Below are 19,220 nucleotides of genomic sequence, written 5' to 3'. Positions count from 1 at the left end.
CTCCTGCGGTAAGATGATCGGTCACACCGGCATTTTCAGCGGATGGAACAACTGGCGGATTTCGTCCGCCGTCAGCTGCATGGCATTGTACTCACGCAGGGCGCCGCCGCTCAACCCGTTGGCTTCCTGCGGCTGGATCGCCACCACCACCTGTTTTCCCTGCTCCGTCAGCACGATATAGGGCGTCTGCTTCTCCTTCAGGGAAGCTTCGACCTTCGTCCAATCCTTCTGCGGGACAGCCTGCAGGGTGAGCAGCGTCGCCTTTTCTTTGCCCCCCTGGCCGTAATAGAGCAGGCGGACGGAGGGAGAGGCGGGGTCGCGGTCTTCCTCAATGGTGTACTTGTCGTTCCACTTGGCGGGAATGCGAAAATCCGTACCCATGTCGTACGCCTGATAGTGGTCCTCGACGTGGCGCAGGCCGGCCGCTCCGTCCCACTGGTAATAGGATGCGATCCACGGGATTTCCGCCATGGGCAGCTCGTCGGTGCCCGGCGGCTGGGTGTGGATGCCGATTTCGATGATGCCGTCGTCATTGATGTCTTCGCTGGGCAGGACATAGGGTTTAAAGGTCAGGTCGATGTCACCGTTCGCCTTGGCCAGCGGACGGACCAGCTTGCCGTTTTGCCAGACCAAAAACTCGGTCATGCCGGAATGCGCCCCCATGCCTGCCTCGACAAAGATCGCGGATTGGGTGGGCGTCGCCCTGCCAATCGTCGCCTGTTCGTACCCGTTTACGGCCCCCTCCAGGGGCAGTTCGGTCAGCTTGCCCAACTGTCCGTCCTTCAGACCGTACACCTCCGCTTTGGACGTCAGCGCATTGTGGTCGTGAGAGACCAGCGCCAGCTCCACCTGGTTGTCACCGGTGAGGTCGCCGAGCGCCATGACCGCGTACGGCTGCTTCAGCAGCTCACGCATCTGTTCCTGCTGCCAGGAGTAGACGGACAGCTCCTTGTTCAATCCTTCGCCGCCGCCCCAGCCGATCAGCATCTCGGGGACGCTGTCGCCCGTCACGTCGACGAACTGGACGTAGTCCAATTCGCTGCCGATTCCGGTGAAGGACGCGGTTTTCTTCCACTTTCCCCCCTTTTGGCTGAGGACTAGCACGCCAATTTCGTAATCGGTTTTTTCCGTTTTGTAAAACGCGACCACCTCGGGAGTGCCGTCTCCGGTCAGATCCTGCAGGCTGACCGCGCTGGCCTCTTCGGGGTGAAGCGGCACCGTCAACTGCGAGCCGGGCGGCAGAAACTGCATGACCGCCTGGTTGATCGATTGCTGGTTGGCATCGGCCAACGGTGCCCGCATCAATTCGTTGGGAGTGTCGTACAGACCGCAGCCGCTGGTGAAAACGGCGAGAGCGGCCGGCAACAGCCACGTTTTTTTCATGGTGGTTCCGTTCCTTTCTGTGTGGTGCTCAAAAATCTGACTCTATTGTAGCCCGACTGGAAGGAAAAAGGGTTGCAAACCGGTGACATCGATCCGCTGCCGAGGGCGAAAAAAGGGAAAAGCCGTTTTGCAACAATTTGGTACGTTCCACCGTTTATGTAAACAGAGTCACAGCGTATTGACAGAATATAGAAATGAACGGCTGGCCGTTCTGCAACCTGTTTCCTGAGACTGCAGGATGTGCAAACACGAGATCAGGGAAAACAAAGGGAGGAAGAAACGATGAAAGCGTGGTGCAAGACCGTATCGGCCGTGCTCTGCGGCGGCGCGATTCTCTTGACGGCGGGACCGAATGTGGAGCCGGTCCATGCGAAGACGGTGAATCCGCAAGCGTTTGCCACCGTGGTGCGCATTCAGCCCCAGCAATCGATTACGTTCCAGATAACATTTGTAGACGGATTTCGGGCACAGGTGACCAGCAGCCACTTCAAGGGGGTCACCACCGTTGACGTGAGTCCCAACAAGGACGGATACGTGAAGTACGGCGTCTACCAGGCCAACGGCAAGCTGCGCAAACCGATCAAAGGCTTTGCCGAAAAGCTGGTCCAACTGGTCCCGTACTACGAAGCGGACGGGAGCATCCGGTACCTCGGCCGCCAGACCCTGTGGGGCGTGGACGGGTACGACCGGATCGCCGTGGCCACCAGCGTCTGGACGCTGGTCAACCAAAAGCCGCAGCTCGTCGGGCTTACCATCGACAAAGGCGATTGGGACAACATGCCGTCCCCCGACGTGGACGTCAACACCGGGTTCAGCATGGACAAAGACAGCACCTTTGTACTGGACACCAGGTACGCCGACGTGACGGGGGACGGGGTGCGCGACCATGTGCTGCTGGTGGGCCACAAAATGGGCGCGTCCATGAACCTGCTGGCCGACGATCTGCGCCTTGTCGTCCGCGAGGGGAAAACCAACCAGCAGACGTATGCCTCGGTGGGCCAATGGGATCAGGCCTATCTGCCGAAACTGCACATCGGCCGCTATAACCAGGACAGCGTAAACGACATTTTGATCACCATGCCCACGGAAACCGGAAAGGTCTACAGCCTGATGACGTGGAAAGGCAACCGCCCGGCGGCGCTGATCGACCAGAAGACGGTGAATAACCCGGCCGTCTACCAGCCGGTCATCGGCCGACACGGAGAAGCGGTCGGCCTCCACAAGGTGACGCCGAAGCCGAAACAGAAATGACAGCAGGCGCGCTCTGATGCGTGCCCGCAAACGAACATCCCTCTCTTCGCAGCGGAGAAGAGAGGGATGTTTGTCTTGGCGAGGGTTACAGGAATAGGAATCCCAGGATGGACACCACCACGATGCCGACCAAGCCTTGAACCAGCGTGGCCAGCGTTTGGGCGCGGTAGGCGGTGGGCAGGCTCATTTTGGAGAACTGGGTGACGACCCAGAAATAGGAGTCGTTCACGTGGCTGACCACCATGGCGCCGCAGCCGATGGCCATGACCGTCAGCATCTGTCCGATGGGAACGGTGCCCAGCATCGCATCCAGGCCGAGGGACGGCAGGAGCGGCATCATGATCGTTGAGGTGATGACCAACGAAGCGGTGGAGCTGCCCTGAGCCGTTTTGAGGACGGCAGCGATCAGGAAGGTGATGATCAGCGCGCCCACGCCGACAAAGGCGACATTGCCGTCGATCAGCGTCTTCACGTAATCGGAGATGGGGCTGGCCTTGATGACCGCGCCGAGCGAGCCGCCCGCACCGGTAATCATGATGATGACGGCAGCGTCCAGCAGGCCTTCGCTCATCCACTTGGTCAGCGTTTCCTCATTACGCTGCCGCAATAATCCGAAAATGGCGAAGAGCAAACCGATAAACAGCGCGTTCACGGGCGTCCCCAGGAAGGTGAAGAGCGTGTTGGCAAAGCCGGTCATCAGCACTTCCTTGTTGCCCTGCGCATCGACCCCTACCGGGAAGTTGGCGAACGAACCGAGGGCCAGCAGGATAATCGGGACCACGATCGGTGCAAACGAGGCGAAGGCGGACGGCAGTTGTCCGAAACGGGCCTTGAACTCCTCAAAGGTTTCCACCGCCTCATCCAGTTCCACCGGGAGCTTGTCCGCCACTTTGCGGGCCCAGACGTGTCCGGCCAGCGCGACCGGGATGGAAACGACGAGACCGATGACGATCACCCAGAACAGGCCGTCCGGTCCAATGCCGACGTTGGACGCGGCGGCGATGGGACCCGGCGTCGGCGGCACCAGTGTATGGGTGGCGTACAGGCCGGTGGAGAGAGCGACTGCCAGGGTGACGACGCTGACGCCGGTCTTTTTCGCCAGCGATTTTTTCAGGGAAGACAAAATGACGTAGCCGGAATCGCAAAAGACCGGGATGGAGACGATCCAGCCGATGATCGTCATGGCCAGTGCGGGATGGCGGTCGCCCAGGATGCGCAGCACCACTTCCGCCATTTTGACGGCGGCGCCGGAGTTTTCCAGGATTTTGCCGATCATCGTTCCGAAGATGATGACCAGACCGATGCTGGTGATGATGCCGCCGAATCCGCCGGCAATCTCTTTGCCGATGTCGGCGATGATCGGTTTCTCGACACCGCTGAGGGAGCCGACAAGGTTGGTCGCCAACGCAAATAGATACGTGCTGGAAATGATGGATAAGAACGGGTGGAGCTTCCACTTGGCTGTCGCGTAGACGATGAAGAGAATCGACAGCAGCAGCAGAAGCAAAATGATCGGCCCCAATTGAATCACAGCAGGACTCATGACAATCCTCCCTTGCTTGCGAAAATGCGCGTGAGTTGTTCGGCCGCCTGTTCCAGCAGTCCGGTGGTGTGCGCCATCGCCTGGTCCAGCGTCATCGGCTTGTTGATGATGCTGGCCACCGCAGTGACGCCGTGTTCGTACAGCGCTTCGATGCCGGTGCCGATGGAACCCGCCAGGACGACGACGGGAATCCCGCGCTGCTGCGCCAGCCTTGCCACCCCGCAGGGCGTTTTGCCCTGAGCGGTCTGGTAGTCGACCTGCCCTTCGCCGGTAAACACCAGATCGGCGCCTTCCATCGCTTCGGCCAGCCGGGTGGTTTCACTGACGATCTGGATGCCGGACTTCAGCTCGCCGTTCAAAAAGGCGAGGAGGGCGCCCGCTACGCCGCCGGCCGCACCGGTCCCCGGCAGGTCGTGGATCGCGATGCCCCTGGTCTGTTCAATCACATCGGCAAAATGGCGCAGATTGTCGTCCAAAAGTTTGACCATCTCGGGCGTGGCCCCCTTTTGCGGGCCGAACACATGGGAAGCGCCGTTCGGACCGACAAACGGGTTGTCCACGTCGCAGGCGATGGTAAACCGGCACTCTGCCAGCCGCGGATCGGCACTGCTCGCATCGATTCGCTCCAGTTTTCCGAGCTCACCTCCTCCAAAAGCGATCGGCTGGCCGGCCGCGTCCAACAGGGCGAACCCGAGCGCCTGAAGCATGCCGGCCCCGCCGTCATTGGTAGCGCTTCCGCCGATCCCCAGAATAAAGCGGCGGCAGCCCAGGTCCAATCCGGCCTTGATCAATTGGCCGAACCCGTAGGTGGTGGTCACGAGAGGATTGCGCTCTGACGCCTCGATCAGGTAGAGGCCCGAAGCGGCTGCCATCTCGATGACGCACGTTTCCCCGTCTCCCAGGATCCCGAACTCCGCCGTGATCTCCCGGCCGAGGGGATTTTTGACGGCTGCCTGCAAAATCTTGCCGCCGGTCGCGTCCACCAGGCACTGGAGGGTGCCTTCACCACCGTCGGCCATCGGCTTGACGACGATTTCGCTGTCCGGCAGCGCTCTGCGCACGCCTGCCGCGATGGCTTCTCCCGCCTGTTTGGCGGTAAGGCTTCCTTTAAACGAATCAGGTGCGATGACAATCTTCATGCTGCCCCTCCCTTGGCCAGGGTTTCCATCATCTGTTCAATGTCGTCCACGTATTTGACCAGCGCCTGCAGCGCGGTGGATTGTTCCTGCGCCTTGTCGTCGTTTGCTTTGGCCTGTTCGCTGATGCTGCCGAACGTGACGTGCACCTGGCGGAGAATCTCCTGAATCTGCTTGATGGTGTTTTGGCAGACGGACGCCAGTTTGCGGACCTCGGAGGCGACGACCTGAAAGCCTCTGCCCGCTTCGCCGGCCCGCGCCGCTTCGATGGCGGCGTTTAAGCCGATCAGGTTGCTGTGGTCGGCGATTTCCTTGATCATCTTGAGCGCGTCCGTGATCTGCTTGATTTGTTCTTCGCCGTTTTTCACGACCTGCAGGGCGTTTCGGCTGGCTGCGGCAAAGTCTTCGGAACTGGCGGAAATCTGTTGAATGGTGGCCGCCATGTTGTGCAGTTGTTCGTACACTTGTTTGGAGGCCTGCTGCTGTTCCATGACCTGTTCGCGGTTTTTCAGCCACAGAACGACGGTACGGACGGCGACACGGACGATCGGCAGCATCTCGTCCGGGTTGCCGGACATGCCGATGACGCCGATGCGCTGGCCGTTGTACACGATCGGCAGGTTGGAGCCCGGACGTACGCCCTCCAGTTCCCGTGCCTGCTCCTCCGTCACCAGGGCTTCGTCAATCAATCCGAGCATGATCTTTTTGGCTGCCTCGTGCACGGTGCCGATGCGTTCCGGGCGGGTGGAGGAGAGGATCACACCGCCCTCGCCCATGATGTTGATGTGCTGACCGGTCTCTTCATGCAAAATTTGTACAATTTCGTCGAAAAAACCATCCTGCAAAAACGAAAGCGTATTCATAGCCATTCCTCTCATGTTCTTCTGTCGTTACCATTAATATACAAGACTTGGATGGCGATTACATTTTGCAAAACCACCAAAAAAGCGTGTCGAATCCTGTCTGGTTTCTGTGAGGATTATCCAGTTTGGGAGAGGCGGTGCAGTTCCAGCGCCAGCTTGATTTTGGCCGCCTCGGCAAAGCGGCGCGGATTGCGCCCCAGCATCTCCTCAATCCGGTCCAGCCTGTACAGGAGCGTGTTGCGATGGATGTTGAGCGCTTGAGCCGCCGCCGTCAGGTTGAGATCGGCGGAAAACAGAGCGTTCAGCGTCTCCAGCAGTTCGTCGTGCTTGACGAGTTCCTTGAGAATGTCGCGGACCACCACTTGTCGGGTGGCGGGGGGTGTTTCGAGAAGCAGCAGCTCCAGCGACATGTCGTCAATATGGCCGATAGCCCCCTTGTCAGGGAAGCGCTCCAGCACCTGCAGTGTCTGCATGGCCTCCTTGAACGACAGTTCCAGATCGTAGACGTTTTCATAGCCGCGCCCCATTGCGATCAGAAGGTGGTCGCGGAGGCCGGCGGGGGCTGCGTTCAGCAGTTTGTGGGCGGCTTCGTGCAAATACGGCTTGATCTGCTCCCTGCCGCGAAGGCCGCTCAAGTCGGTGACGACGATCCAGCAGTTCCGTTTTGTCACGGAGACGCAGACCTGATCGGAATGGCGGAAGCAGGCGGCAACCTTGCGGGGGAAGCGGCGGTCGGCATGCCATTCCTCCCAGTCCTCCGCGCCGGTCGCCTGGATGATCACGACCGAGCGGGGACGGGACAAATCCAGACCGAGCAGGGCACCGCGGGACATCACCACGTCGCGCGAAGGGTCCAGCGTCCCGGAAATCATCTCCTGCACCAGAAAATTGACCGAGCGCTCCGCCAGTTCCATCTGCTCCGTCAGATACGCCTGCTGCAGCATCATTTCCGTCATCATCTTGACCGCTTTGCCGAACGGAACCACTTCCTGCGGAGCGCCGGATATGCCGATCACGCCGACAATCTGCTGCTGAAAGCGGATGGGCATGTTGATGCCGGGCTTCGTTCCCGTCCATTTTTGGCAATCTTCTTCGCCGAGGAGCATTTCCTCCCCGGTGGCAATCACCTGGCGGGCCGCCTGGTGAAAGCTCTGGATGCGTGCAGGATCGCTGGAACTGATAATGACGCCGTCCTTATCCATGACATTGATGTTCAGGTTGGTTACTTCCATTGTGCGTTTGACAATCCGGTCGGCGAGGGATTGAGTCAACTTCATTACCGCAGGCTCCTTCCGCTGGACATAGAGTATGGGTCTATTCATTGTATCGGGTAAACATTCCCACATCTTTGAAATCGTAATGATTACGTTTTATCTTGACGAACCGTTCGTCCTTGGGGTAGGATAAAAGTCAAATCGTATTGATTACGATTTATCAACGTACAAGGGAGCTGCAAGGTATGGCTGATCAAGAAAAGCCGGACAAACGAATACCGGTGACGGTCCTCAGCGGATACCTGGGAGCGGGCAAGACGACGCTGCTCAACCACGTGCTGAACAATCGCGAGGGTATGCGCGTCGCCGTCATCGTCAACGACCTCAGCGAGGTGAACGTGGACGGAACGCTGGTTGCCCAAGGGGGCGGCGTCTCCCGGGTGGAGGAAAAAGTGGTGGAGATGTCCAACGGCTGCATCTGCTGCACGCTGCGGGAGGATTTGCTGACGGAAGTGGAGCGGCTCGCCCGGGAAGGCAGGTACGACTATATCCTGATCGAATCCACCGGCATCGGCGAGCCGATACCGATCGCCCAGACGTTTACATATGTGGACGAAGAAAACGGGATCGACCTTTCCGCCGTGTGCCGGCTGGACACGATGGTGACCGTGGTGGACGCCTGCCGGTTCTGGCACGACTTTTCCTCGGGGGAGAGTCTGCTGGAACGGGGCCAGGCGACCGGCGAGGACGACCAGCGCGACGTCGTGGAACTGTTGATCAACCAGATTGAGTTTTGCGACGTGCTGATCCTCAACAAGTGCGACCTGGTGGAGGAGGCGGAGCTGGAGAAGCTGGAAGCCGTCCTGCGCAAACTGCAGCCGCACGCCAAGCTGATCCGGACCAGCCGCGGCCGGGTCAATCCCCGGGAGATCCTGCACACCGGCCTGTTCGACCTGGAAAAAGCGAGCCAATCGGCCGGCTGGCTGCAGGAACTGCAGAAGGGGGAGCATACGCCGGAGACGGACGAATACGGCATCTCTTCCTTTGTCTACCGACGCCGCCGCCCGATTCACGCGGAGCGCTTTGCGAACTGGCTGGAACAGTGGCCGGAACAGGTGGTGCGGGCCAAGGGCTTTTTCTGGCTGGCGACGCGAAACGATCTGGCGATGTCGGTAAGCCAGGCGGGCCCGTCGATCGAAGTGGGCGCGGTCGGGTATTGGGCAGCCGCCCTGCCGGAAGCGGAACAGCAGATGCTCCGGGCGGAAGACCCTGACTGGGCCGCCACGTGGGACCCGCGGCATGGCGACCGGTTGACCGAACTGGTCTTCATCGGGATCGGCATGGATCAGGCCGCCATCGAGCGCGGGCTGGACGCCTGCCTGCTGACGGACGAGGAGTACGAAGCAGACTGGAGTGCTCTGCCGGACCCGCTGCCGACGGCGGATACGGTTGTCGAGACGATCATGTGAGCAAAAGGAGGAAAAACCAATGCGCGTAACGGTGACGCTGCAGTGCACGGAGACGGGAGACCGCAACTACATCACGACGAAAAACAAGAAAAACACCCCGGAGCGGCTGGAACTGATGAAGTATTCGCCGCGGCTGAAGCGGCGGACGCTGCACCGGGAAACGAAGTAGGACGAACCACGTCATCGACTGTCAAAAAAAAACGGCCGGGACCGCTGTCCCGGCAGCCGGCGGCGGATTACGCTTCCTGTTTCAACACGGGGCGTTCCGCCTCTTTCTTTTGTTGGGCGAAAAACAGCTTCATCAGCGGCGGCGTCACCAGTGTCGTCACCAGAACGACGACGACGACGGCGGCAAACATGTCCTCGGTCAGCAGCCGGGTATCCAGTCCGATGGAGGCGATGATCAGCGCCACTTCCCCGCGGGACACCATCGCCGCGCCGATGCCCAGGGAGCTGCCCCAGGTGAAACCGGACAGCTTCGCGCCGAGCGCGCCGCCGACCAGTTTGGTCAGGATCGCCAGGATGCTGAGGCCCACAATCAGGCCGAGATGTTCGCCAATGCCCGCAAACGACGCCGTGACCCCGATGGAGGTGAAGAACACCGGCACAAACACGGAATAGCTGAGCGTTTCCACCTTTTCACACACCTCGTGCTTGTACGGGGTTAGGCTGATGGCCACTCCGGCTATATAGGAGCCGATGATGGCGGCTACTCCCGCATAGTCGGCCAGGTAGGCAAACGTAAAACAGATGATCAGTCCGGCGGATACGACGGACTCGGTCACCTGCAGCGGAGCAAACCGCTTCAGCACCCAGGGCACCACTTTCCAGGAGAGCAGCAGGGCGACGGCGAAGAACACCGCTTTTTTCACGATCACCATGCCGAGATTGACATCACCGCCGGCAAAGCTCATCACAAAGGCCAGGGCGAGGATGACCAGCACGTCGTCGATGACCGCCGCGCCCAGGATGGTTGCCCCTTCTTTTGACTTCAGCCTGCCCAGCTCTTTGAGCGCCTGCACGGAAATGCTGACGCTGGTGGCGGAAAGCAGCAGGCCGAGAAAGACTGCTTCCATCGGAGACATGCCGATGGCGGTGCCCGCCAGATACCCCAGCGTCAACGGCGCCAGGATGCCGGCCACGCCGACAAACGTGGAGGCTTTTCCCGTCCGCTTGAACTCGTCGAGATCGGTTTCCAGTCCCGCGATGAACATCAGCAGAATGACGCCAATCTGGCTGATTTCCTTGAGGATTTCCGTATCGTTTACCAACCCCAGCACCGTAGGCCCGAGCACGATGCCGATCAGCAGCTTGCCCAGCACGGAGGGCTGCCCCAATCGGACGCTGATGTCTCCCGCAATCTTGGAAGCGAGCAGAATCACCGCCAGTTGAAAGACAATCATGGACCACTCCCCCTTTGATGTGATGTAACGAATGAGAATGAAAAAGGAGCCTGCCCCTCGGTTTCCCCTGCCTTCTTAAAAAAGGCAATAGGAAACCTATGGTGACAGGCTCCTCCATTCATCCTACATATTCACGTTTACGCATATTCATCATAACCGATTTTTCCTGAAAAGTCAATAAAGAATGACTGCGGCCTGTTCTGACTCGGCAGCCGGACGGGCAGCCGCAGGGGAAGAACCGGGGGCGTTTGAGTGGTTTGTCTTTTTCCGGGATTTTCCGGATAATGGATTCGGAATGGTTTTTCCTTTTTGGGAAAATGACAGAAATGATCACGCAATCCGGGAGGTTGGTGGCATGCACGCCAAAACAGTCCCCCGTTGATCCCGCGGCCCTCCTGTCTGTTCGTGTGCGGCTTTCCCGAAACGCTTCGTACCGAACAAAAGGAGTGAACCCCCATGAATGGACCAATGCCAATGACGAGAGAAGAGCGTGCGCGCCTGGCGCACGAGATCGCCGAACGGGCGCTGTCCGTCCACGGAGAGAACATCAAGGCGATCGGCATCTACGGCTCAGCGGCACGGGAAACGGACGCCCCGTTTTCCGATCTGGAGATGTTCTGCGTTCTGCGCTCTTCGGGTCAGGACGATGACTGCGAATGGGCCGTCGGGGCGTGGAAAGCGGAGGTGAACTTCCTGAGCGAGGACGTGATGCTGCGGGACGCGGCGTCCGTCGATGGCCTGTGGCCGCTCACGCACGGAAAGTATTTCGCCGTGCGGAGCCTTTATGATCCGGAAGCGTTTTTCGCCGAGCTGCGCAGCGCGGCGGAATCGCCTGACAGGGATGATTTTCGCCGTGCGGTTTGCGGCGTGATCACAGGCGAACTGTACGAATTGGCCGGCAAGTGGAGAAATGTCAGGGTCCAGGGGCCCTGCACGTTTTTGCCGACGCTGGCAATCGAAACGGCCACGTACGGCGCCATGCTTGTCGGCCTGCATCACCGCCGGTGCTTTTCCACCAGGGCGCTCGTCCTGCCCGAAGCGCTGGGGATGTCTGACCGCCCTGCCGGTTTCGACGCGCTGTGCCGGTTGGTGATGGCCGGGGATTTATCGAAGCCCGACGCGATCCTGTGCGCCTGCGAAAGCTTCTGGGACGGGGTCATTGAGTGGGCCGTCCGAAACGGGTATGACTGCATGGAGAACAGGCGGATTCCCTTCTGAATCGCGGGAATGATCGAAACATTTGCTTCCCCCCGGCGTATAACAGGGTAGCGTGATGGACAGGAGGGAAGAGCGTGTTTTTCGATGCGAGTTATCCCGGCATGCTGGGAGAACCCTGGTGGTTTACGCTGGCGCCCGGCTTGATCTTTGGGGTGATCATTGTGGTAATGGGGACGGCTCTGGTCAGAGGCGTGGGCACGTGGATGACCAACAACACCGCGCCGATCCGCAGCGTTCCGGCCAGGGTGTTGGGGAAGCGGACGAATACGTGGGGAGGCGCCGGGGATTCAAGCGTTCATACTTCGTATTACGTGGCGTTTGAACTGGACAGCGGGGAACGGCTGGAGTTTCGCGTAAACGGGCCGGAGTACGGGCTGATTGCCCAAAACGAAGACGGCATCCTCACGTATCAGGGCACGCGGTTCAAAGGATTTCAGCCCCAGTCCCGTCCGAAGGCGACCCCCCGTCTCGGGCGGTCGGACGGCATGCCGCTGGGGAAAATCTCCAAGGAGAGCGCGGAGCACTACGTCTGGGGGGAGCGCTGTGACGGCTGGCATCTGGTCAAGGGGAGCGACCTGAGCGTCATCCACGAACGGATGCCGGCGGGAACGGCGGAAGTCCGTCATTACCACGAGCGGTCGCGGCAGTTTTTCTTTGTGCTGTCCGGGACAGCAGTGCTGGAAGTGGACGGCGTCTCGTGGGAGCTGCATCCCCACGAAGGCATGGAAGTGCCGCCGGGCGTGCCGCACCAGATGAAAAATGAAAGCGGGGCGGAGACGGAATTTCTCGTCATCTCCCAGCCGACGTCGCGAGGAGACCGCGTGCAGGCGGATTGACTGCGTGCGGAACATGGGAACCGGCCGGCATCGATCACGCGTGCCGCCAGCGCACGGAAGACCTGCACCCGTTTACCGCGACAGCAAGAAAAACCCTGGCCGATTGCCGTTCGGCCAGGGTTTTGTCATGCACGCTGCGGTTGTCACTTCCACGGCAGGTACTCGGACATCTGCGCAAACGCGTCCGCCAGCGCGTGGAGGCTCTCCGCGGTCTGATAGGCAAACAGCGGCAGACTGAAGCAAACCAACAGAGCTTCTCCGATGTACTTGGCGATCATGCCCCGTCACGCTCCTTTTTCCATTCTGATTCTTCTGATCAGAGCGAAAAGCGGAGTGCGGAAGCATCCGAGTCGCCGTCTTCGCGCCGTACGCGCCGATGCAGCCGGATGCGCTGCGGCTGCCTTGCCGCCATCGGATACGTCTCGACCAAGCAAGGATTAATGGAAGGTTCGTAGCTGTCGTCTTGGCGCCAGCCAATGGTCACGGTCTGCGGGCCCTGCAAACGCCGTATGTACAGGACGGACGGGAAGCATCCCGCAAACAGGGCAAGCAAGGCGAAGAAATCATCCAGCGAAAGCAGCAAAAGCGCGTCTTCCATCGGCGATTTCCCCCCTCTCTTGACGTCTGCAAGAACCTGGGTTCTTGGTATCCCTCATTGTAAACCCGTTGGGCGGAAGAGGGCAATCGGTAATATTTTGCGGAGAGCGTTCCCGGTACCAAGCTGGAGTAAAGGCTCAGGCCGCACGCGATCGATGTCCCCATCGCCATGGGGATGATCGGTCGGTTCAGAAATGATCGGCTGTTGGGATGGACGTGCCTATTTCAGCCGGCCGATCGACAGGCTCAGCCGGTAGTTGCCGTACGCCAGGATGGCGTCCAACAGCGCGTTGAGGGCCGTCTGATCGGGGACGCGGACGAGCAGTGAATAACAGCCTTCCCCGCTGACGCGATGGGCTTCGACGATCTCGGGACGCCTGCTGACGAAGCGTTCGAACCGTCCGTGATCCGTCGTTTTCATCAGGATCGTGACCATTGCGGTGAGGGAGGGGCCCAGTTTGGCGGGATCGACAACGGCCGTATATCCGCGAATGACGCCCATGTCCTCCATTCGCCGAATGCGATTGCCCACGGCCTGGCCGGTCAGATGCACCTGTTCGCCGATTTCTTTCCACGACAAGCGGGCGTTTTCGCGCAGCAGGGCGAGGATGCGCAGGTCGGTTTGATCCAGCATGAGGCAGACTCCTTTCAACCTGAAAGAGCAGAAGGATGAATCCTTTCACAGTGTCAACGATTACCCGATTATAATGGACTCACCTGTATCCATTATAAAGGCAAAGGAGCGAACCTGTATGGAAATTCAGCTTGTCCGACACGCCACGCTGCGCGTGACATACGCCAACCGGACGCTGCTTGTCGATCCGATGCTGAGCCGGGCGGGCGAACTCCCGGCCACTCCCGACACGCCCAATCAGCGGCCCAATCCGCTCGTGGATCTGCCCGTGACGGCGGAGCGCGTGATTGCCGGGATCGATGCCGTCCTGGTGACACACACCCATCGGGATCATTTTGACCAAGCGGCCGCCGAGGCGCTGCCCAAGGAGATCCCGGTTTTTTGCCAGCCGCAGGATCGGGATCGGCTGGCGGCATGTGGATTTTCGAACGTCACGCCGGTGGCGGATGAGAGCGTCTGGGAAGGGATGCGCTTCGTGCGGACGGGCGGCCGGCACGGCACCGGGGACATCGGTGCGAAGATGGGGCCTGTCTCCGGGTTTGTGCTGCGGGCGGAGGGGGAACCGTGCCTCTACCTGGCCGGCGACACGATCTGGTGCGAAGAGGTGGAGCGGGCCGCCGCCGTCCATCGGCCGGAAGTGGCGGTGGTATTTGCCGGAGCCGCTCAATTTGTAACCGGCGATCCCATCACCATGACCGCCGAGGACGTCGTTCGCCTGGCCGCCGCCTGCCCGTCCGCCCGGATCGTCGTCGCCCATATGGAAGCGTGGAACCACTGTCTGCTGAGCCGCGCCGAACTGCGGGCGCATCTGCGGGAGCGAAAGCTGGACGGCCGGGTGCTGGTGCCGGAAGACGGAGAAGTGATACGGTTTTGACAAAACACTCCCCTGAAGAGGGGAGTGTTTCGTTTTGGCTGACGGTTTTTCGGAGGGGACAGAACTTTTTGGAAGAAAAAGAAAAAATATCTAAAATTACCAATTGATATAAATTTTAGAATTGTTTATAATTGAGTCAGCTGTAAACCAAATTTATCCATTTAAAGGAGGTATTGGCATGAAGGGGCGCAGGAAGAAGTTGTTGGGAGGCATGGTGCTGTCAGCAGCATTGGTACTGTCCGCGTTTTCTGGAGGTGCAGGGGCTGTTGATGAGAGCAAGAGCACAAGTTCGGACAAGCTTCGGGTGCTGATTCAGCCGGAGAAGAGCGTCAAGTCGCTGAAAGCCAGCCTGAAGCAGCAGCTTGGAGAGCGGCACGACTTTGACGACCTGGGCTTTACCACCGAAGTGACGGAAGAAGAGCTGAAGCAGTTGACGGCGGACAAGTCCTTGAAAGTCACACTGGTCAACACGCTGTCGATTGCCGAGTTCGAGGAGGAGGAGGGGCGCATCGAGGCATTGGCGACTCCTTCCGATCGAACGCCTTGGGGGATCGAAGCGATTTATCGGAATCCGTCGATCCAATCCACCAGCGGCGGCAAGGGGATTCGCGTAGCCGTCCTGGATACCGGCACCTATACCGCGCATCCTGATCTGTCCGCCAATGTGGAGCAGTGCTACAACTTCACCACGAGTTCGCCTGTCGTGAACGGTTGCGCGGACGGCAACGGACATGGGACCCACGTAGCCGGCACCATCCTCGCCAACGGAGGAGGCGGCAGCGGGATTTGGGGCGTCGCTCCGGAAGCCAAGCTGTGGTCGTATAAAGTGCTGAGCGACGGAGGCAGCGGGTATGCGGATGACATCGCCTACGCGATCCGCTACGCCGCTGATCAGGGCGCCAGCAACGGGGTAAAAGTGGTGATTTCCATGTCGCTCGGCTCCTCCGTCAAGGATTCGTTGATTTCCAATGCCGTGACCTATGCCCAACAGCGAGGAGCGCTCGTGGTAGCGGCTGCCGGCAATTCCGGCCCTTCGGCCAATACGATCGGCTATCCGGGAGCGTTGAAGGACGCAGTAGCGGTCGCCGCTCTGGAAAATATACAGCAAAACGGAACGTACCGTGTGGCTGACTTCTCCTCCCGGGGGAACCCGGCAACGGCCGGCGATTACGTGATTCAGGAGCGGGACGTGGAAGTATCCGCGCCAGGACGGGCGGTCGAATCGACGTGGAACAACGGCGGGTACAATTCCATCAGCGGCACGTCCATGGCGACGCCGCATATCTCCGGGTTGGCAGCCAAAATCTGGGCATCGCATCCGACATGGAGCAATAACGATGTCCGTACCGAGCTGCAAAACCGCGCGAAAGCGAATGACATCCTGGGAGGCATCAGCGCTGCGGGAGGCGATGATATCGCTTCCGGCTTCGGATTCCCGACCGTCCAAGCGGGCGACCAATAAGTGGAGGAAAACATCTGCCTGATCTGATGCGGCGAAAGCCTGCACAGCATGGATCAACAGGCAGGGAGACCCCCGGCACAGCGCCAGTCCGTGCCGAGGGTTTTTTTGTTCAGCGGCCGATGTGTTCCGTGTTTCGAAACGGCTGATGCCGCGCGCTGCAGCGCCCGACAACGGGCGTTTTTTGTTTGGGGGCAATTCCACCATTTGACATTGGGGGCGCTGACGTAATAAAATGTTTTTACGTGAAGCAATCCTTTTCTGAGGTGTTCAATGTGGAACAGGAAGTGTTGGAAACATACGTGGTCGAGACACCGGAGCAGGCGATGGCTCTGCTCAACCCGCTTCGCGCGGAAATCCTGAGCCGGCTTGCCGAGCCTGCCTCCGCCGCTGAGGTGGCCCGCGGCATCAACGAAATCCCGCAGCGGGTCAACTACCATCTCAAGGCGCTGGAAAAAGTGGGCCTGGTGCGCCGGGTCGGCACCCGCCAGGTCCGCAATCTGGTCGAAGTGCTGTACCAGGCGATCGCGCGGACGTACGTCCTGTCGGAGACGCTGAACTGGCCGAAGGAAACGGTGCAGCGCATCAAGGACCAGGGCTCCTTGTCGCACCTGGTCACCATGGCGGAGCGGATCAAGCGGGACGCGCTGCTCTTGATGGAGCGGTCCGACCGGGATGAAGAGATTCCCAGCGCCACGCTGGACACCAGCATCCGGCTGGCCAGCCCGGAACAGCGGAGCGCCTTTGTCCGCGAATACGTGGAACTGGTCAACCGGCTGGTGGAGAAGTACCAGTCAGCGGACGGGGACGACAGCTACCAGGTGGTGCTGGCCGTCTACCCGCACCTTTCGCAAGGAGGAGAAGAAGCATGAGACCGCAGGAAAAACCGCAATCTGTCGTCGTGTGGGAAACGGGCGCCGGACGGAACGGCAGTGTCGTTTCCCTGCCCGCGTACAAAGCGGGGGAGGCAGGCAGGACCCGGGAGACCACGGTCACCCGATGGACGGTGGGACCGGAAGAACGGCCGGCCACCGTGACCGTCGTCTCATCCGGCTTCGGCGGGGAAAAAGCAGCCGCGCCGCAAGCCGTCCACATGCGTTTGGCGGCATAGCGGAGGCTTGCCCGGTCCGCCTGGGGAAAACGCATCTGCCGTCTGTCGCCGCAGCCCATTGCCATCCATTCAAGTCCGTAAAGGAGGCATTCTGATGAATCTCGTACCGGTTGTCGTGGAACAGACGAGTTACGGAGAGAGATCGTATGACATCTACTCCCGCCTGTTGAAAGACCGGATCATTTTTCTCGGCAGCGCCATTGACGATCAAGTGGCGAACGCCGTCGTCGCCCAGATGCTGTTTCTCGCCGCGGAGGACCCGGACAAGGACATCCACCTCTACATCAACTCTCCGGGCGGTTCGATCACGGCCGGGATGGCCATCTTCGACACGATGCAGTTCATCAAGCCGGACGTTTCCACCATCTGCATCGGTCTGGCCGCTTCCATGGGCGCTCTGCTGCTGGTGGCCGGAGCCCCGGGCAAACGCTACGCCCTGCCCAACGCGGAGGTGATGATTCACCAGCCGTGGGGCGGCAGCCAGGGGCAGGCGAGCGACATCAAGATCCAGGCGGAGCGCATTTTGCAGCACCGCCGCATGCTGTACCGCATCATCGCTGAACGCACCGGCCAGCCGCTGGAAAAAATCGAGCGCGACGCCGACCGCGACTTTTTCCTGTCTGCCGAAGAGGCCAAGGCGTACGGCCTGATCGACAAGGTCATCGAACGGCTGTAACGGAGGGGAACCAGCGCGGGCAGGAGAACACGGACGAGGGTTTGCGGTTGTGGCCGATGAGGTGAGGAAACTGGCGGAACAGGCGTCCGCATCGGCCGGACAAATCACGCAGCTCGTCGGGACGATCCAAAGCGAGATCGAAGAGGCGGTTGTCTCCATGCAGCGGGGAACGGAAGAAGTCGCGGCCGGCATGGCCGGCGTGTCGGAAGCGGGAGAAGCGTTCGCCCACATTCGCGCGGCTGTTCTTGACGTGACGGGACAAATCCAGGAGGTTTCGGCGGCTTCCCGTTCGCTGACCGCCAGTACGGAGAAGGTGGCGCAGGCGATGCGGGAAATCGCCGGCGTCACCGAAACGACCGCCGCCCGGACCCTGGACATGTCGGCGGCGACCGAGGAGCAGTTGGCGTCCATGGGGGAGATTCACGCTTCGGCCGCTTCGCTGGCCGGTCTGGCGGAGGAACTGGAGAAGCTGATGGGCCGGTTCAAGGTATAGCGCTGCGTCAGAAAGCCGCAGGCGTGGCGGCTCTGGGCGCAGCCGAAAAAAACGGGCATCCTGGATGCCGGGAAGCCAAAGAAGGGCATGCGATGAAACTGTTTCGATTTGATCAAGGCGTCGGACGGACGATTGACCGTTACGGGTCGGTCCATGCCGCGATTTCCCGGATATTGCGTACGCCGGGAGCGGTGTCGATCGGCTGTATCCATCTGGGGCCGGGCGGTGTGCTCGGTTATCATCCGGCCGTCGTCCACCAGCTCTTTCTCGTCGTCCAGGGCGAGGGCTGGGTGCGCGGCGAAGAGGAGAGCCGCACGCCCATCCGCGCCGGCCAGGCAGCCTTTTGGACGGCGGGAGAAGGGCACGAGTCGGGCAGCGACAGCGGCTTGGTCGCCATTGTCATCGAAGGAGAAGGGCTGGACCCGGACGCGTTTATGACCGCCATGTAGCATTGTTTTCGGCCGCCCTGCGGCCTGGATCAGAGGGGGGCGCAAGGGGGCGCTCCAGCCGCACTTCCACTTTGCTTCCCTTAACTTCCACGTACCCGTCCGGGAGGAGAATCCGGCGGTTCACTTTTTGCCTGATCAGCTCCTGGATGGACGAGACCGCTTGGGCGGACGGGGCGAACGCATTCACGGCCTCATAGACGGTCTGCACGCTTTGGGGGTAGCCGATTTCGGCCGACAGAAACACGGTCGCGCGCTGCTCCTCGAATTGAACATACCCCGAGACCGCCTTGTCCTTGGAAAAGAGAATGCGGTTATCCCTGTAATCCAGGTCAAAATCGGAAGCGAGCATGAATTGCTGGAAGGGAGACGGAGTGAGACGCAGCAGTGTCTGCACGTCATCTCCGCCCCCGAGCAAGAGCGTCCCGATCAGCAGCGCCTTTCCGCTGATCAGGCCGGCGAAATACCGTTTTCGCAGCGCCTTTTTCGCTTTTTTGAACAAGGCGCGGGCGGAGAAGACGATCAAGCCGACTGCGATCAACAGCAGGACCATGGATGTAGTGTCTTGTGGCAGAAACATGAACGACCTCTCCCTGTTTTTTGATTCAGCAAAA

The 19,220-nt window shown here is 60.2% G+C and carries 21 protein-coding genes and 2 pseudogenes; 13 read left to right on the top strand and 10 right to left on the bottom strand.

The window, feature by feature from the left end; translation table 11 throughout:
* Positions 1-21 precede the first annotated feature (21 nt).
* Positions 22-1,383, bottom strand: a complete 1,362-nt coding sequence (locus tag A6764_RS21730; protein WP_065068294.1) for a hypothetical protein — start codon at positions 1,381-1,383, stop codon at positions 22-24.
* A 282-nt stretch (positions 1,384-1,665) separates the two neighbouring features.
* Between A6764_RS21730 and A6764_RS21725 the strand changes: the two genes are divergently transcribed.
* Positions 1,666-2,634: a hypothetical protein gene (locus A6764_RS21725; protein WP_065068293.1), complete on the top strand. Its 969-nt coding sequence runs from the start codon at positions 1,666-1,668 to the stop codon at positions 2,632-2,634.
* Between the two features lie 85 nt (positions 2,635-2,719).
* Here the strand turns inward: A6764_RS21725 and A6764_RS21720 are convergent, their stop codons facing one another.
* The 4 genes from A6764_RS21720 to A6764_RS21700 form a co-directional block, all read right to left on the bottom strand.
* Positions 2,720-4,147: a GntP family permease gene (locus A6764_RS21720; RefSeq protein WP_218059953.1), complete on the bottom strand. Its 1,428-nt coding sequence runs from the start codon at positions 4,145-4,147 to the stop codon at positions 2,720-2,722.
* A 26-nt stretch (positions 4,148-4,173) separates the two neighbouring features.
* Positions 4,174-5,316 (bottom strand): glycerate kinase, encoded by a 1,143-nt coding sequence (locus A6764_RS21715; RefSeq protein WP_029100925.1) that lies wholly within the window; start codon positions 5,314-5,316, stop codon positions 4,174-4,176.
* Entirely contained in the window at positions 5,313-6,176 is an 864-nt protein-coding gene (locus A6764_RS22285; RefSeq protein ID WP_051188331.1) for a sugar diacid recognition domain-containing protein, read from the bottom strand. Before A6764_RS22285 ends, A6764_RS21715 begins: the two co-directional genes overlap by 4 nt.
* 116 nt (positions 6,177-6,292) lie before the next feature.
* Positions 6,293-7,453, bottom strand: a complete 1,161-nt coding sequence (locus A6764_RS21700) for a CdaR family transcriptional regulator (protein ID WP_065068291.1) — start codon at positions 7,451-7,453, stop codon at positions 6,293-6,295.
* Positions 7,454-7,635: 182 nt separating this feature from the next.
* On the opposite strand from A6764_RS21700, the gene A6764_RS21695 reads away from it, so the two are divergent.
* Together A6764_RS21695 and rpmG are read left to right on the top strand one after the other, a co-directional pair.
* A complete protein-coding gene (locus tag A6764_RS21695; protein WP_065068290.1) occupies positions 7,636-8,859 on the top strand; it encodes a GTP-binding protein in 1,224 nt (407 codons plus the stop codon).
* A 19-nt stretch (positions 8,860-8,878) separates the two neighbouring features.
* On the top strand, positions 8,879-9,028 hold the full coding sequence (gene rpmG / locus A6764_RS21690) for a 50S ribosomal protein L33 (protein ID WP_029100928.1): 150 nt from the start codon (positions 8,879-8,881) through the stop codon (positions 9,026-9,028).
* Positions 9,029-9,095: 67 nt separating this feature from the next.
* Here rpmG and A6764_RS21685 read toward each other — a convergent pair whose 3' ends face one another.
* On the bottom strand, positions 9,096-10,262 hold the full coding sequence (locus A6764_RS21685) for a cation:proton antiporter (protein WP_065068289.1): 1,167 nt from the start codon (positions 10,260-10,262) through the stop codon (positions 9,096-9,098).
* 456 nt (positions 10,263-10,718) lie between these two features.
* Here A6764_RS21685 and A6764_RS21680 point away from each other — a divergent pair, with 456 nt between their 5' ends.
* The 3 genes and pseudogenes from A6764_RS21680 to A6764_RS21670 all read left to right on the top strand — a co-directional run bounded on the left by A6764_RS21680 (position 10,719) and on the right by A6764_RS21670 (position 12,316).
* Entirely contained in the window at positions 10,719-11,480 is a 762-nt protein-coding gene (locus A6764_RS21680) for an ANT(4')-I family aminoglycoside nucleotidyltransferase (RefSeq protein WP_065068288.1), read from the top strand.
* Positions 11,481-11,581: 101 nt separating this feature from the next.
* A pseudogene (locus A6764_RS21675) lies at positions 11,582-11,905 on the top strand (DUF2500 domain-containing protein); the annotation flags it as partial.
* A gap of 60 nt (positions 11,906-11,965) precedes the next feature.
* On the top strand, positions 11,966-12,316 hold the full coding sequence (locus tag A6764_RS21670) for a cupin domain-containing protein (protein ID WP_176703384.1): 351 nt from the start codon (positions 11,966-11,968) through the stop codon (positions 12,314-12,316).
* 143 nt (positions 12,317-12,459) lie between these two features.
* Here A6764_RS21670 and A6764_RS21665 read toward each other — a convergent pair whose 3' ends face one another.
* The 3 genes from A6764_RS21665 to A6764_RS21655 all read right to left on the bottom strand — a co-directional run bounded on the left by A6764_RS21665 (position 12,460) and on the right by A6764_RS21655 (position 13,547).
* Positions 12,460-12,594, bottom strand: coding sequence for a hypothetical protein (locus tag A6764_RS21665; RefSeq protein ID WP_255309806.1), 135 nt, complete (start codon positions 12,592-12,594; stop codon positions 12,460-12,462).
* Positions 12,595-12,632: 38 nt separating this feature from the next.
* Positions 12,633-12,914, bottom strand: coding sequence for a hypothetical protein (locus tag A6764_RS21660; RefSeq protein WP_029100932.1), 282 nt, complete (start codon positions 12,912-12,914; stop codon positions 12,633-12,635).
* A gap of 219 nt (positions 12,915-13,133) precedes the next feature.
* Positions 13,134-13,547 (bottom strand): Lrp/AsnC family transcriptional regulator, encoded by a 414-nt coding sequence (locus A6764_RS21655; protein WP_065068287.1) that lies wholly within the window; start codon positions 13,545-13,547, stop codon positions 13,134-13,136.
* A 118-nt stretch (positions 13,548-13,665) separates the two neighbouring features.
* Here A6764_RS21655 and A6764_RS21650 point away from each other — a divergent pair, with 118 nt between their 5' ends.
* From A6764_RS21650 to A6764_RS21620, 7 genes and pseudogenes are all read left to right on the top strand, one after another.
* Positions 13,666-14,421, top strand: coding sequence for an MBL fold metallo-hydrolase (locus A6764_RS21650; protein ID WP_264622356.1), 756 nt, complete (start codon positions 13,666-13,668; stop codon positions 14,419-14,421).
* Positions 14,422-14,599: 178 nt separating this feature from the next.
* Positions 14,600-15,883 carry a S8 family peptidase gene (locus A6764_RS21645; protein WP_065068285.1) on the top strand — a complete coding sequence of 428 codons (1,284 nt, stop codon included), beginning with the start codon at positions 14,600-14,602 and terminating at the stop codon, positions 15,881-15,883.
* 272 nt (positions 15,884-16,155) lie between these two features.
* Entirely contained in the window at positions 16,156-16,752 is a 597-nt protein-coding gene (locus A6764_RS21640; protein WP_029100936.1) for a winged helix-turn-helix domain-containing protein, read from the top strand.
* Positions 16,749-16,991 carry a hypothetical protein gene (locus tag A6764_RS21635; RefSeq protein WP_065068284.1) on the top strand — a complete coding sequence of 81 codons (243 nt, stop codon included), beginning with the start codon at positions 16,749-16,751 and terminating at the stop codon, positions 16,989-16,991. Before A6764_RS21640 ends, A6764_RS21635 begins: the two co-directional genes overlap by 4 nt.
* Positions 16,992-17,085: 94 nt before the next feature.
* A complete protein-coding gene (clpP, locus tag A6764_RS21630) occupies positions 17,086-17,667 on the top strand; it encodes an ATP-dependent Clp endopeptidase proteolytic subunit ClpP (protein ID WP_029100938.1) in 582 nt (193 codons plus the stop codon).
* Positions 17,668-17,686: 19 nt separating this feature from the next.
* Positions 17,687-18,160 (top strand): annotated as a pseudogene (locus A6764_RS21625) (methyl-accepting chemotaxis protein); the annotation flags it as partial.
* 92 nt (positions 18,161-18,252) lie between these two features.
* Complete coding sequence (locus A6764_RS21620) at positions 18,253-18,609, top strand: cupin domain-containing protein (protein ID WP_065068286.1); 357 nt, start codon at positions 18,253-18,255, stop codon at positions 18,607-18,609.
* On the opposite strand, the gene A6764_RS21615 is transcribed toward A6764_RS21620, so the two are convergent.
* Entirely contained in the window at positions 18,593-19,186 is a 594-nt protein-coding gene (locus tag A6764_RS21615) for a hypothetical protein (RefSeq protein ID WP_065068281.1), read from the bottom strand. The genes A6764_RS21620 and A6764_RS21615 overlap by 17 nt on opposite strands.
* Positions 19,187-19,220: the final 34 nt, after the last annotated feature.

This window comes from Brevibacillus sp. WF146 (assembly GCF_001673705.2).
GTDB lineage: Bacteria > Bacillota > Bacilli > Brevibacillales > Brevibacillaceae > Brevibacillus > Brevibacillus thermoruber.
The sequence above is the reverse complement of the archived record's forward strand: the minus strand, read 5'-3'. Positions and strand labels throughout refer to the sequence as shown.